The 13,966-nt window shown below is 63.4% G+C and carries 13 protein-coding genes; 6 read left to right on the top strand and 7 right to left on the bottom strand.

The window, feature by feature from the left end; all coding sequences use genetic code 11:
* Positions 1-132 precede the first annotated feature (132 nt).
* From ACVDG8_RS28570 to ACVDG8_RS28560, 3 genes are all read right to left on the bottom strand, one after another.
* On the bottom strand, positions 133-336 hold the full coding sequence (locus ACVDG8_RS28570; protein WP_447251437.1) for a hypothetical protein: 204 nt from the start codon (positions 334-336) through the stop codon (positions 133-135).
* Between the two features lie 104 nt (positions 337-440).
* Entirely contained in the window at positions 441-836 is a 396-nt protein-coding gene (locus tag ACVDG8_RS28565; protein ID WP_447251436.1) for an acyl-CoA thioesterase, read from the bottom strand.
* An 87-nt stretch (positions 837-923) separates the two neighbouring features.
* Entirely contained in the window at positions 924-1,865 is a 942-nt protein-coding gene (locus tag ACVDG8_RS28560; RefSeq protein ID WP_447251435.1) for a phosphoribosylaminoimidazolesuccinocarboxamide synthase, read from the bottom strand.
* Positions 1,866-2,072: 207 nt separating this feature from the next.
* On the opposite strand from ACVDG8_RS28560, the gene ACVDG8_RS28555 reads away from it, so the two are divergent.
* Genes ACVDG8_RS28555 through ACVDG8_RS28545 form a run of 3 tightly spaced genes read left to right on the top strand, consistent with a single transcriptional unit; the run spans position 2,073 to position 5,811 of the window.
* Positions 2,073-3,689, top strand: coding sequence for a GMC family oxidoreductase (locus ACVDG8_RS28555; RefSeq protein WP_447251434.1), 1,617 nt, complete (start codon positions 2,073-2,075; stop codon positions 3,687-3,689).
* Complete coding sequence (locus tag ACVDG8_RS28550; protein WP_447251433.1) at positions 3,686-4,897, top strand: mandelate racemase/muconate lactonizing enzyme family protein; 1,212 nt, start codon at positions 3,686-3,688, stop codon at positions 4,895-4,897. The genes ACVDG8_RS28555 and ACVDG8_RS28550 overlap by 4 nt, the downstream gene beginning before the upstream one ends.
* Complete coding sequence (locus ACVDG8_RS28545; protein ID WP_447251432.1) at positions 4,894-5,811, top strand: NAD(P)-dependent oxidoreductase; 918 nt, start codon at positions 4,894-4,896, stop codon at positions 5,809-5,811. The genes ACVDG8_RS28550 and ACVDG8_RS28545 overlap by 4 nt, the downstream gene beginning before the upstream one ends.
* Positions 5,812-5,882: 71 nt before the next feature.
* On the opposite strand, the gene ACVDG8_RS28540 is transcribed toward ACVDG8_RS28545, so the two are convergent.
* Complete coding sequence (locus ACVDG8_RS28540; RefSeq protein WP_447251431.1) at positions 5,883-6,821, bottom strand: diacylglycerol/lipid kinase family protein; 939 nt, start codon at positions 6,819-6,821, stop codon at positions 5,883-5,885.
* Positions 6,822-7,782: 961 nt separating this feature from the next.
* Between ACVDG8_RS28540 and ACVDG8_RS28535 the strand changes: the two genes are divergently transcribed.
* Entirely contained in the window at positions 7,783-8,910 is a 1,128-nt protein-coding gene (locus ACVDG8_RS28535) for a hypothetical protein (protein ID WP_447251429.1), read from the top strand.
* Between the two features lie 237 nt (positions 8,911-9,147).
* Positions 9,148-9,663, top strand: a complete 516-nt coding sequence (locus ACVDG8_RS28530; protein ID WP_447251428.1) for a hypothetical protein — start codon at positions 9,148-9,150, stop codon at positions 9,661-9,663.
* 6 nt (positions 9,664-9,669) lie between these two features.
* On the opposite strand, the gene ACVDG8_RS28525 is transcribed toward ACVDG8_RS28530, so the two are convergent.
* The 3 genes from ACVDG8_RS28525 to ACVDG8_RS28515 form a co-directional block, all read right to left on the bottom strand.
* A complete protein-coding gene (locus tag ACVDG8_RS28525) occupies positions 9,670-10,293 on the bottom strand; it encodes a hypothetical protein (protein WP_447251427.1) in 624 nt (207 codons plus the stop codon).
* A gap of 139 nt (positions 10,294-10,432) precedes the next feature.
* Positions 10,433-11,407 carry a hypothetical protein gene (locus ACVDG8_RS28520; protein ID WP_447251426.1) on the bottom strand — a complete coding sequence of 325 codons (975 nt, stop codon included), beginning with the start codon at positions 11,405-11,407 and terminating at the stop codon, positions 10,433-10,435.
* A gap of 78 nt (positions 11,408-11,485) precedes the next feature.
* Positions 11,486-12,535 carry a CapA family protein gene (locus ACVDG8_RS28515; protein ID WP_447251425.1) on the bottom strand — a complete coding sequence of 350 codons (1,050 nt, stop codon included), beginning with the start codon at positions 12,533-12,535 and terminating at the stop codon, positions 11,486-11,488.
* 154 nt (positions 12,536-12,689) lie between these two features.
* Here ACVDG8_RS28515 and ACVDG8_RS28510 point away from each other — a divergent pair, with 154 nt between their 5' ends.
* Entirely contained in the window at positions 12,690-13,946 is a 1,257-nt protein-coding gene (locus tag ACVDG8_RS28510; RefSeq protein WP_447251424.1) for a hypothetical protein, read from the top strand.
* Positions 13,947-13,966 lie beyond the last annotated feature (20 nt).

Raw genomic sequence — 13,966 nt, 5'->3', positions numbered from 1 at the left:
GCGGCAACTGCACTTCGCTAGCCGCGTCCTTTATTCGATTTTCTATTGAGTTCACGGGCAGCCTGTCACCCGCATGATACCCGCGCCGTATGATCGCTGTGCCGCGCGGGATCGTCCGGCGCCGCCAAATCGTCAGGCGTTGGGCATCATCGTGCCGCAGCACACCGCGCCGCAACTTCCGACCCGCACGAGGTTCTTGTCGGAGGCTTTCTGGCTGTGGATGCAGGCAACGCGCGGAAGGTCTTTCTGGACCTCCAGATAGGCGGTTATGCCAAGCAGGCAGACCAGGGCGAGCAAGGCTGCCAGGAGCCAGCCGTTCAGCATGTGTTGACGCATTGTCTTCCTCCAGTGCCGGGACAATCAGGTGTGGAGGCAACCACCGGATGTCGCCCGGCGCATCTCCCGCGCGGGCGTTGTTACAAACCGCAAACTTTGGAGAATCAGCTTTCGGCCGGGACCGGCTTCGGCTTGCCCTCGCCGTCGAGCGCCACCATGACGAAATCGGCATGGGTGACCTTTTCCATCAGGTCGGAGAGGTAGCGTTGCGCCCAGGCTTCGACCTTGAGCGTCATCGAGGTGCGGCCGACACGCTCGACATGGGTGTAGATGCACAGCGTGTCGCCGATCTTCATCGCCTTGGCGAAGGACATTTCCTTGACCGCCGCCGTCACCACGCGGCCCTTGGCGCGCTCGGCGGCGCGGATGCCGCAGGCAAGGTCCATCTGCGCCATCACCCAGCCGCCAAAAATGTCGCCGGCCGCATTGGCGTCGGAGGGCATGGCGAGCGTCCTCAGCGTCAGATCGCCGATCGGCCGTCCGTCCGCGTAGTGCACCATGCGAGAAATCCCCGAGATAGATTGCCTTCGATCCCGTAGCGTCACGGCGTCTGGAGGTCAACGCGCCGTGGCTCCGGACTGGAGCGGTTAGAAATAGCGCTCGAGGTTCCCGCGGATGCGATCGAGAACGGTCGCCCCGGAAACATCGGGGATAAACTCCTTGCCGGTGATCGCCTCATAGGCCTGCGCGTAGACGCGCGACGCCTGCTCGATGATCTCGTCCGGGATCGTCGGGATCGGATCCTTGTAGGGATCGCATCGGGCCGTCACCCACGAACGAATGAAATCCTTGTCGAAACTCTCCGGCCGCGCGCCGCTCGCCAGAGCCTGCTCATAACTGCTGGCGATCCAGTAGCGGCTGCTGTCGGGCGTGTGGATTTCGTCGGCGAGAATGATATTGCCGCTCTTGTCGGTGCCGAATTCGTATTTTGTGTCGGCGAGGATGAGGCCACGTTCGGCGGCGCGCGCCTGGCCACGCGCGAAAAGCTGCAAGGCATAGCCCGACACGGTGTTCCAATGCGTCGGCGTCAGAAGCCCCTGTTCGAGGATCTCAGCCTTCGACAACGGCTCGTCATGGGCGCCATCCATAGCCTTGCTCGTCGGCGTGATGACCGGTTCGGCCAGTTTCTCATTGTCGCGCAAGCCGTCAGGCAGGTGCATGCCGTACATGTCCCGCTCGCCGCGCTTGTAGCGGGTCAGGATCGAGGTGCTGGTGGTTCCCGCCAGATAGCCGCGCACGACGATCTCGACCGGCAGGATGTCGAGCCTTGTGCCGACAACGACATTGGGGTCGGGGTATTCCAGCACATGGTTGGGACAGATGTCGGCCGTTTCCTCGAACCAGTAGCGGGCCGTCTGGGTAAGGATCTCGCCCTTGAACGGGATCGACGCCAGGATGATGTCGAAGGCGCTGATGCGATCGGTGGCGATGATGATGCGCCGTCCATCCGCGAGGTCGTAGTTTTCGCGGACCTTGCCCCGGTAGTGTCCAGGCAGTTCGGGGATGAAAGCATCCGACAGGATACGCATCTTGATGTCCTGCCTTGCGCAGTGATTGCCGATGCTCCGGCATAAGGCGTCCGCCCCTGGGATATCAAGCGCGATTGTCGGTATTCCCCGCAACTCCACCAATTATCCCAGTCGCTTTTTTCACAACCGATGCCGGATGGCCCGGCGACTTGGCGGACCCGCCGAGCCTAGGTTGGTGTCGAATTTCAGGAAGCGCCCACATTCACCATGCAGACTTTTGATTTCATCATCGTCGGCTCCGGCTCGGCCGGCTCGGTCGTTGCCGAAAAGCTTTCGGCCTCGGGTCGTTTTTCGGTGCTGGTGCTTGAAGCCGGCGGCAGCGACCGCCGCTTTTACGTGCAAATGCCACTCGGCTACGGCAAGACCTTCTTCGATCCGGCGGTCAACTGGAACTACAAAACCGAGCCGGATCCCGGCCTCAACAACAACGCCGACCATTGGCCGCGCGGCAAGCTTCTCGGCGGCTCGAGCTCGATCAACGCCATGGTCTTCATCAGGGGCGCGCGCGAGGATTTCGACGCCTGGGCTGCCGCCGGCAATCCGGGCTGGAGCTACGACGACCTCTTGCCGTCCTTCAAGGCGATGGAGGACAATGAAGCCGGCGCCGACCAATGGCGTGGTGTCGGCGGTCCGTTGCATGTCACCGATTGCACGAGCGCGGTGCATCCGCTCACCAAGCAGTACCTTGCTGCGGCTCAACAGGCCGGCCTGCCCTTCAATCCGGATTTCAACGGCGCTTCCCAGGAAGGCGTCGGCGTCTACCAGATCACGACGAAGAACGGCCGCCGCATGTCGGCCGCCCGCGCCTTCCTGCGGCCGGCGATGAAGCGCGGCAACGTCCGTGTCGAGACCGATGCGCTGGCAACAAGAATCCTGTTCGAAGGCAAGCGCGCGGTCGGCGTCGAATATCAGCAGAACGGCCAGACCAAGACCGCCCGCGCCGGCCGCGAAGTGATCCTGTCCGGCGGCTCGATCAACTCGCCGCAGCTCTTGCAGCTTTCCGGTGTGGGTCCGTCGGCGCTGCTTGGCAGTCTCGGCATCCCGGTCGTCCACATCAACGACAATGTCGGCGCCAATCTGCAGGACCATGTCGGCATCAACTACACTTTCAAAGGCAGGCTGCCGACGCTCAACCAGATCCTGCGCCCCTGGTGGGGCAAGATGCTGGTCGGCATGCAGTATATTCTGACCCAGTCCGGCCCGCTGTCGCTGTCGATGAACAATGCCGGCGGCTTCTTCCGCACCGACCCGTCAATGACGCGGCCGAACATGCAGCTCTACTTCCAGGCTTTTTCGACCGTCATCCCGAAGAGCGGCGAGCGGCCGATCCTGACGCCGGACCCGTGGCCCGGTTTCTCGATCGGCCTCTCCAACTGCCGCCCGTCGAGCCGTGGCGAAATCATGATCCGCTCGAAGAACCCGCGCGAGTATCCCAAGATCACGCCCAACGCCTACTCGACCAATGCCGATGTCGACGAGATGCTGGCGGCGGTGAAATTCGTGCGCAAGATCGCCTCGATGCCGGCCATGGCCGAGATCATCCAGGAAGAGGTTCTGCCGGGCCCGTCGATCACCTCGGATGCCGACCTGATCACCGATTTCAGGAAACGCTCCGGCACCGTCTATCATCCGGTCTCGACCTGCCGCATGGGGCCGGATGCGTCGCGCGCCGTGGTCGACTCTCGGCTCAAGGTGCACGGGCTGGACGGCCTGCGCGTCATCGACGCCTCGATTTTTCCCGACAACATCACGGGCAACACCAACGCCGCCTCGATCCTCACAGGATGGAAGGGCGCCGACCTGGTTCTGGAGGATCATAAATGAAAATCACCGACGTCAAGACCTGGGTTGTCGGCAATCCGCCGCCCGGCATCGGCGGCAAATATTTCATCTTCGTCAAGCTCACCACCGATGGCGGCGTGGTCGGCTATGGCGAGGCCTACAACGCCACCTTCTCCGCCCATGTCACGGCCAAGCTGGTCGAGGACATGGCCGAGCGCTACCTGATCGGCCACGATCCGCACGACATCGAGAACTTCTTCCGCCGCGCCTATTCCTCGGGCTTCACCCAGCGCCCCGACGTGACCGGCATGGGCTGCTTCTCGGCGCTCGAAATGGCCTGCTGGGACATCGTCGGCAAGGAAGCGGGCAAGCCGGTCTACAAATTGCTCGGCGGCCAGGTGCACGAGACCTTGCGCTCCTACACCTATCTCTATCCGCACACCGGCAGCGTCCATTCCGAGGATGCGCGCGGCAAGAACGTCTACAACGATCCCGACATGGCGGCGGCCTGCGCGCTGGAATATGTCGAGCAGGGTTTCAACGCGGTCAAGCTCGACCCGGCCGGCCCCTACACCGCCTATGACGGCCACCAGCCGCGCCTTGTCGACATCGATCTGTCCGCCCGCATGATCAAGGCGATCCGCGAGGCGGTCGGCACGCGCGCCGACATCCTGTTCGGCACGCATGGCCAGTTCACCGCGTCGGGCGCGCTGCGCATGGCGCGCGCCATCGAACCCTATGATCCGCTGTGGTTCGAAGAGCCGGTGCCGCCGGATATGCCCGAAGTGATGGCGCAGGTGGCGCGAGGCACATCGATCCCGATCGCCACTGGCGAGCGGCTGACGACCAAGTTCGAGTTCGCCCGCGTCATCGAGAACCGCGCCGCCACCATCCTCCAGCCGGATCTCGGCCGCTCCGGTGGCATTCTCGAGACCAAGAAGATCGCCGCCATGGCCGAGGCCTACCACATCCAGATCGCGCCGCACTGCTATTGCGGCCCGCTGGTTGGTGCGGCCAACATCCAACTCGCGGTGACGCTGCCCAACTTCCTCATCCTGGAATCGCTGAAGCAGTGGGACGGGTTTCACGCCACGCTCTTGAAGAAGAAGATCGAGTGGCAAGACGGCAACGTCATCCCGTCGAAGGAACCCGGCCTCGGCGTCGAGCTCAACGAGGCGGTCTGCGACGCGCATCCTTATAGCGGCAAGGAACTGCATTTGCAGATGATGCAGACGCCGCTGATGCCGTGAGTGAAAGTTACGCCTTCATCGGCCTCGGCCATCTCGGCGGCAACCTTGCCGCCAGCCTGCTGCGCAATGGCTTTGCCGTCGCCGTCGTCGACCGCGACCCGGCAGCGGTTGAGCGCCTGGTCGCGCTCGGCGCCGTGGCGGCTGCAAGCCCGGCCGAGGCTGCCGCCTGCGCGGGCAACGCCATCTCTTGCCTGCCCTCGCCCAAGGTCAGCGAGGCGGTATTGGCCGGCCCCGACGGATTGCTGGAAGGCCTGCCGGCTGGTGGCACCTGGATCGAGATGTCGACCAATGGCCGCGACGAGATCGTGCGGCTCTCGGCCCTCGCCTCGGCGAAAGGCATCGAGACGCTGGAATGCCCGGTCACCGGCGGCGTGCACCTGGCGGCGGTCGGAAAGATCACCGCGCTGGTCGGCGGCGATCCAGCGCTGTACGAACGCCATCGCCCGGCGATCGAGGCGATGTGCGCGAAATCGTTCCTGATGGGACCGGTCGGCTCGGCGGCGGTGATCAAGGTCATCACCAACATGCTGGCCTTCATCCATCTCGTCGCCGCCGGCGAGGCTCTGATGCTGGCCAAGCAGGGTGGCCTCGATCTCGCCCAAGCCTACCACGCCATTGTCGCCTCTTCCGGCAACAGCTTCGTGCACGAGACCGAAAGCCAGCTCATCCTGAACGGCTCCTACGACATCGGCTTCACCATGGACCTGGCGCTGAAAGACCTCGGCTTCGCGCTTGCCATGGGCCGCGATTTCGGCGCGCCGCTCGACCTCGCCACCCGCGTCAACGCGATCTTCGAACAGGGCAAGGCGGCCTATGGCGGCGATGCCTGGTCGACCCAGATCGTCAAATTGCTGGAGGACGCCGTTGGCACGGACCTGCGCGCGCCGGGCTTCCCGGCCAAGCTGGAGATATAGTAGGCAAAAAATTAGCCAGCTATTTCAGTCGTCTGGTCGCGCTCGCGGATTCAGCCCCTTAAGCAGTTGATTCAACATCTCAGCGTCAGCGCGCCAGGCAGGATCTCGAAGGTCGCCGGAATCCTGCCCGGCGACTCGCCATCTACGTCGACCAGCGCGCCGTTCTTCTCGACATTGCCCAGCGGTTCGACCAGCACCTTGCGGCCGCGCAGGATGGTGATGGCCGGGTGGTTGCGATGACGGCCGCCATAGAGCAGGCGGATATCGCGGATCAGGCCGATCTTGCCCGCCGCACGCAGGATGACGATGTCGAACTGGCCGTCGGAAAGCTCGGCGTCCGGCGCGATCATCATACCGCCGCCGAAGAACTTGCCGTTGGCAACCGCCACCAGCGCCATGCGCGCCTCGACCGGCTCGCCGTCGTCAACGGTGATCCTGACATCCTGGAAGCGGTAGCGGATGAACTCCGCCACCGTACGCCAGAAGAACAGCGCCTTGGCCGAGACCCTGCCCTTGTGTTTGTCGGCGTTGACGGCGCGGTCCGTCGCGCCGGATAGGCCAAGGCTGGCAATGTTGACGAAGTGGCGGCTGGCCAGCTTGCCGTGGTCGTCGATGTAGCAGACGCGCCCGGCATCGATTTTTCGTGGGTTCGCGTCGACGATCTGCTGCAGCGTGGCATCGATGCCTTTCGGCAATCCGAGCCCACGGGCGAAGTCGATGCCAGTGCCGCACGGCAGCAGGCCGAGTTCGGCGCTCCGGCCGGTTTCGGCTGATGCCTGCAGCAAGCCGTCGGCAACCTCGCTGGCCGTGCCATCGCCGCCAGCCGCGATCACAAGCTCGAAGCCGCTTACCGCCAGGTCGATCGCCAACCGCTCAGCATCGCCACTGGCCTGGGTCTCGCGCAGGTCGAATTCGCCGAAATGCCGGCGCAGCGACGCGGCAGCCTCCGGCCAATGCCGCTTGAGCTTGCCGCCTCCGGCAATCGGATTGAGAACCACCCCGACCTTCAATCCCGCCTCCCCGGTGCATGTCATTCAAGGACGTGCACTCCCAAGGGTACGGGACTATCGTCCCGATCCTTTGCCGGCATTCAAACCCGCGCGAACCCGCAGAGCAAGACCTCCCTTCCGGCCAGGCAGCGAAAAGCGGGGCAGGCTGTCTAAGGCGTCGGGATGTGAATTTCCGATGCTTCTGGCATTGATCCCCGATAATCCCGCTATCCACAGGGTCGAGGGCATTCCGCAAACCGCTTACCCGGCGTAGGTTAAACCCATCTCAGGCGGCTACCGATCGCCAAGCCGAAAGGCGAAAGTGAAAGGCGGATTTCCTGAGGCCCGTACGGCCCAGAACGAGAGCAGGCTTGCCTGTTCGAGGGACGGAAGCCGAGACCTACGGGGCCGCGGAAAGCGTGCCAACGCCGACGGCGGACCGGTGCTGCCATGAAGGACGGCAAAAACCTTCGATGGCGCGCAGGGCAAAGCCCGCAAGGGTGGAGACCGGCGTGGTCTGGAACGGGCGCTGCCCTCGGGTGGCGACTGGCAGGACCGTCAAAATCAAGGCCGACCTGGCGCGACATCTTTCGGGAGTTGCTGCCGAGATCGTGTCCTGATCTGACAGGGAGGCGCTGGGAGAAATCCCAGCGCCAACTGTCTTTGGGGGCCAGCGCTGCACCCACTTATCGCCGAACATGCAGACACGACGGCGGGCGATGGCCCCTCGCTGGTAACCAGCTTCATGCTTTGTTGCGTCGGCGGGCTGTTCCTCACACCAAAATCGGCTAACGTCCGGCGTGACGTGAAGGGGGATGCTTCATGCCGCTGACCTGGAAGCCTGCCAACGCCGGCATCTTCGCCGACCGCGCTGGCCTTTGCTTGCCACCATGCCGCGCCTTCGATCCAGAGCATGATCCCGAAAAGTGGGAACCGGTTTTCGGAAAAAGATCATGCTCCAACAAAGAGGGCGCGGCCTGACATGTTCCTGCTGCGCTGGCTGAGACGGCTCATCAAGACAATCCTCTGGTTGATCGTTCTCGTCGTGCTCGTCCCGGTCGCCGGACTGGCTTACGGTTTTCTCACCACCGCTTCCCTCGACAAGACCCCGCTGCCCGGCATAGCCGATGGCGCTCCGCCGGCAGCGCTCGCCGCCAAGGTCAGGCAATCGACACAGGACTATCAGGTGCCGCCACAGTCGGCATGGCTGGCTTACCCGAAATGGACGGCCGTCCATGCCGCGCGCGACTACGCCGCCTTCATCGACAAGGACCAGCCGAGCGGCTTTCCCTATTGGAGCTATATCGGGCACTACTGGCAGGATTACGCGACCGTCATCCGCGTAACCTCGGCTCGCGGCATCGACATTCTCGATTACGTCGTGCCAACGGTCATCGGCACCGGCCTCACAATCGACGGGGCTGTGCAATGGGCTTACGAAAACACGGTCGGACGCGTTACCGAGGCAATCGCCGGCAAGCGCATCGCGGTCGATATCTATCAGGCGAAAGCGGCCGGCGAGTACGCTTCCCTGCTTGGCACCAGGCCCTGGTCTGACTTTCCCTATGCCGAAAAGCGCACCGGACTGTTCGCCGTCCAGCCCGCCGCTGGTGACGATTCCATCCGCACCAGCGAACGCAAGCTCGCCTTCGGCCTCGCCGACACCGTCAAGCAATGGTGCGCAGATCTAAGCAAATCGCTGTCTCCCGCAACCGGCGACCCAGGCCCCTCCGACGTCCATATCTGGGCCAAGGGACCGGTCGGCGAGGCGACGCGCAACGAACCCGACACGCTTCTCGAGCGCGATCTCGGCGCCGACGGCACCGTCTTCGTCACCAGGCAGGCAACCCTCACCGAAATGATCGCGCGCCTCATCGACAAGGGCGTCTCCTTCATCGAGATCGGCGGCAATGAGGAGGTTCTTGTCACGGTGACCTCAAGCGCGGCGATCACCGCGCCCGAGGGCTCGCGCGCGTTGTTCAGCCACGCAGTCCCGGTCGCGTCCGACACACGCCGCACCGCTCTTGGCGTCGCAGTGCGCAAGCTGCACACGGTGCTGCCGGCGCTGGCCAAGGCCGGCGCCAAACTGGAGCGCATCTATACCGACTGAGGCGATATGGCTGTCAGACGGGGCGAAACCCGGGTTCGTCAGTATATCGAATGGCAAAACTGGATATGCCGTCGGCGCCGACCACCACCGCCGTCCAAAGCGTACCGGCGCGCTCGTTTCACACCGGAAGCCAAAATCCCGCCTTGTTCGCGCGCGATGGGATATTGCGTGTCGCCCGGAACCATCGGCGACAAAGACCCGAATGGCTGCCTGGGGGCATCTCGAAGGGACGAGACCGTGATCAAGACCGCCCTTGTCGCCATGACCATTGTCGGCTGCGACTGCGACGCCAAGCTGTGCGAATATATCGGCGAGACACCTGCCAAATGGGCAACGATCGCCGACTGCGAAGCGGCGATGAAGAGCCAGATCCTGCACCAGCGCAATTTCAATTATCCGCTGGTTTCCGGCATCTGCCGCGAGAAGGGTTCGGCTTCCTCCGCCGAGCTCGCCGCGAAGGCTTCGAAGCCCGATCTGAAGCCGGCGAACCGCACTGTCGAGACAGACGCACCGCTGCCGCCGGAACTCAACCATCGCCCGCGCGCCCCCGTCGGCGGAACGGTGACAGCCAGCGAAACCGCAGCCGCAAAGCCGGTCGCCTTCGAAAGCGCGGTCGACGGCGGCCGCGCGGTCGTCTATCGCACCAAGGCCGGCTATGCGGTGGTCAAGACCGATATCGGCCGTGCCGCTGGCGCAACCGTTGACGCAGCCAAGCGGTCGGCAAACTGGCTGGCTGGTCTGACCGGTCTCTGATCCGACTCAGTCCAGCTTGATCTTCAGCGTCTCCCAGAACTTGTCGATCAGCGGCTGTTCGGTCGCATTGTCCTGATCGCCGATGCGCGTGATGAACAGCACGCCCTGATCGGCTAGGCCGTAGCCGACAATTTCAAAATCCGCCCTATCGGTACGCGTCTTGACGGTGGCCTTGATGCCGGTCAGTTCCTTGCCGTCGGCAAGCTTGCGGCTCGTCGGCTCCTGCGTCACTGTCCCGCCCGCCTGAACCGTTTCCTTGGTCATCTCCTGCAGCATCAGCTGGTTGAGCGAGACCGGGTTCATGTTATCGTATTTCTGCACGACGACGAGCGTGGCCAGCGCCGAGGCCATCATATACTGGGTGATGCCGTCGCCCAGATCGGTCTTGGCAACCGAATTGCTGCTTGGATGGACAAAGGAAAAGGTGCCGCCGGAGAAGGTGGCGAAATCATTGTGGTCGATGCGCACCTTGCTGGTCTTGCCGCCGGGCAAGGTCATGTCCACATCCTCGCCCGGATCGATATCGACCGTAACGCCGTCGATCGTCAGCTTGAAAGCCTTGGGATCCTCGGCGCGGGCGAACCCAGCGCAAAGCATGATCGCAGCGAATGCCCCAGCCGCAAATTTCATTCGCATCGCTCGTCTTCCCCCGCCCGTCTCATTTTCGAGGCCTCAGAGATTGCCCGCGTTTCCTCATATCGCCGTCTTATGACGGTTAAAGCGGCCGTGTTGCAGAAACCAAAATAGAGCGTCGCTTGCACGACGTCAGTCAATAGCCCGCCGCCTCGTCCTTCGCGCCGATCTTGCGTACCAGCGCCGCTGTCGCCAGCATCGCATCGAGATCGGCGATCATCGGCGCGACATGCGTCTGATAGTCGATCGGCACCGAAATCTCCGGCAGTTCGAAGAAGTTTTTCGACCGCGGCATCAACAGGAACCCGTCGCTGCCGCTGAGTGCGACGCGGGCCTGGTCGAAAGGCCATGTCTCGCCGAGCCAGGTCAGCGCCCGCGCCAGCCGTCCCGTCACCAGCGGCCGCGCCGCCTCGACATTGTCGGTGCGGAATTCGTAGGCAGCATCGAGTTCGGCCACGCCGCAGGTCAGTTCCTGCATCTTGCTGGCGAACATGCCGCGGAAGAAATGCAACACCTTGTTGGCCTTGCGCGCAGCCACCAGGGTACCCGGAAAGGGCTCGATGGTCTCGAAGGCGACGACGATGCCTTTGAAGGTAACGGTCTCGCCCTTGCCGGTTCCTTCCGAAAACCTCGCCTCGTAAAGCTCGAACGGAAAATCCACATAGCGTCCGGAAATGATGTCGTCGAAACTCTGCCGGTTGAAGGATCCGACCGTTTCGCGCGGCAGCCTGTCGAAGGATTTCGGCCTGACGCCATGCTGGTAGCGCACATCACGCACGAAGCCGAAGATCATCGGCAGGAGCGTGTCGCGGAAGGATTGCTGCAACCGTGTAGCCGGCTTGATCGCCTGGAAGTGGAACAACACCGCGGCGATGAAGCCGCCGAGATAAAGGAAGACATGCGGCGTCGAGAACCACTGCTCGTGCGGGTCGGCGACCTTGTTGAACAGCCAGGCAATGAGCCCGACGCAGACGATGAGCAGGCCGAGGAACACCGGTACGCGCCAGCGAACCTGCCGCTGCGCCGACGCCCGCCTCGCCTCATAGGCCTCTATATCGCGCCTGATACCGGCGATCACCGCCTCGCTCGGCATGAAATCCGTTGCTTCCATGACCAACCCCCGGCCGCCGCTGAGATGGTGGCGATGATAACGGCTTTCGTAGGAAAGTCGCCAGCATTGGACAGGTGCTCAGACAGAGCGTGTCGGAAAGATCGCATCGAGACGAACCGCAACCCGCTGCCTGGTTGCTCCGTCCAATGCCTCGACCGGCACCAGCCGCTCATGGTTGCCCTCACGCAGCCGCATGAAGAAATGCAATTTGTAGCCTTCTATCGCGCCGCGCGTACCAAGGCCGGCGCTGACATCGACGGTAAGAATGGCGCCGATACGGCTGGGCCAGGGCTGACGGGAGAGTGCGGTGCCGAGAAAATCGCCAAGCCCATAGGCGACGACCGTCTTGCCGAGCCGCTCGACCGGCTGCACGACATGGGCATGATGCCCGGCGATCAACCCGACGCCATGGCTGGCCATCAGCCTTGCCAGCGCGCGCGTCGCTTGCCGTGGGAAATGCCTGAACTCCCAGTCCCAATGCGGCACGGCGCAGATGAGGTCGATGCCCTTAGCGGCATCGCGGGGCCACCGCGCCGGATCGATGTTCATCGACACACGGCCCGAAAACAGCGCGGCATCGGCATTGCGCCAGAGCGTGACGGCGGCAAAACCCAGCATCAGCGGCCCTGCGGGAAGCCGCTCGATCGGGCCTTTCATGGCGGTGCCGATGGTACGGATGCCAAGTCGCTTCAGCGCGACGGTCGTCTCATCGAAACCGGCAATGCCCTGGTCGAGCACGTGGTTGTTGGCCAAGGACAGCACCAGCTTGCCATGCGCGATTCCGACAGCCGCAAGTGTGTCGACCAGGAACCGCTCTGTCATCGTGTGATGCGTGCCGAGCTTTGTTCCCAGCAGCGCACTCGGCCGCTCGACGATCGGGCTCTCGCAATTGCCAACCACGAGGTCGGCCGATGACAGCAGCGCCATGATCGCCGGGTCGCATTCCGGTGCGCGGCGATTGCCGACCGCGGAGATATCGCCGACGAAAGCCAACCGCACCGGCCGCGCCGGCCGTGGTTCGATCAATGTCGCCGCCGGCGCTGCAAAGCCGCTCCTGTCGCCGCCAAGCGATGGCTTCAACAGGCTCGGCAGCCAGGACAGTCTGTAGGAAAGTGGATAGTTCGACACGTGTCGCCCGAATCGTTTGCCCTGTGTAGACGCTCAGCCAGGGAAGTGTCGACCGTCGGGCTGTTGGATTGCCGTTGTCTGTCGCCTGGGAACCGGCAGACGCGGCAGAGCGAAAATGTGTATGGTCCACTCAACCGCACAATGGAGGAACGAGATGAAATGTCTGGCAAGCCTGCTCGCATCGGCTCTCATTTCATTGCTGCATTTGTCTGCCGCCTCGGCCGCCGCGCCTGAAGCCGCAACCGCTCTGTTCGAGGCCAAGACAGTCACGCAACGCGATGCCGCGCTGGCCAAGCTCGAGGCCGCGGCGCCCAGCGATCCGGCATCGGCCTATGCCGCCGGCGCCGGCGAATTCTTCACAGCGCTGGAGACTTTGGCCAGCGGCCTGCATCGCCGTGGCTTTGAAAGCCCGCAATCCTTCATGCTGCCGCTGATGCGGCTTCCCGTTCCGGATAACCCCAATCCCGAATCGCTGACCTACGAAGAATTCCGCGCCATCCTGGTCACCTTCCGCGATCGTCTGGAAAAGTCCGCCGCCACACTGGGCTCCGTGCCGGCCGGCGCCGACATCGGCATGGTCGTCGACCTCACCCATGCCGGCATCGACCTCAACGAGGACGGCACCATCGCGCCGGACGAGAGCTTCGCCGCGATCATGGCAACGCTGTCGCACGGCAGCATCGACACCAGCGATACCGCGCCGTCGCTGACCTTCCGCTTCGATCGCGCCGACGGCTACTGGCTGCAGGGCTATGCCGAATTCCTGATGGCGCAGGCCGATTTCTGGCTGGCGCATGATTTCAGAAGCACCTTCGACGGCTCCTTCCACATGCTGTTTCCGCGCGCCAAACTGCCGCTGCAGGACATTCTCGTGCCGCCGCCGAGCGAGATGGGCAGCAACATTTTCTCCTCCGAGTGGCGCATCGCCGACTTCATCTCGATGGTGCATCTCATCAACTGGCCGGTGGTCGAGCCGGAGCGCCGCAAGGCGGCGCGGCGCGAGCTGCTCGAAATGATCCGGCTGTCGCGCGAGGATTGGAAAGCGATCCGCGCCGAGACCGACAATGACCGCGAATGGCTGCCCGGACCGCAGCAGAAAGGCGTCAATCCGCTCACCGGCCTCGAAGTCGGCGAGGAGCAGGTGCAGGCTTGGCTCGCTACCTTGACCATGGCCGAGGATCTGCTCGAAGGCCGGGTGCTGCTGCCGCATTTCCGCATCGCCGGCAAAGGCATCAACATGAAGCGCTTCTTCGACGAGCCGAAACCCTTCGATCTCGTCCTGTCGATCACCGGCCCTGGAATCGCGCCCTATCTGGAGAGCGGCAAGACCCTGACCAGCGAGGATTTCGACCAGATCCAGCGCGAGTTCAGCGGCGGTGGATTTTTGACCTTCGCGCTGTGGTTCAACTGAGGGACGGCAGCGCCTGAAAT

The organism is Mesorhizobium sp. ORM8.1, from assembly GCF_053005525.2.
Note: the sequence above shows the minus strand (reverse complement) of the source record. Positions and strands in the feature narration are given on the sequence as shown.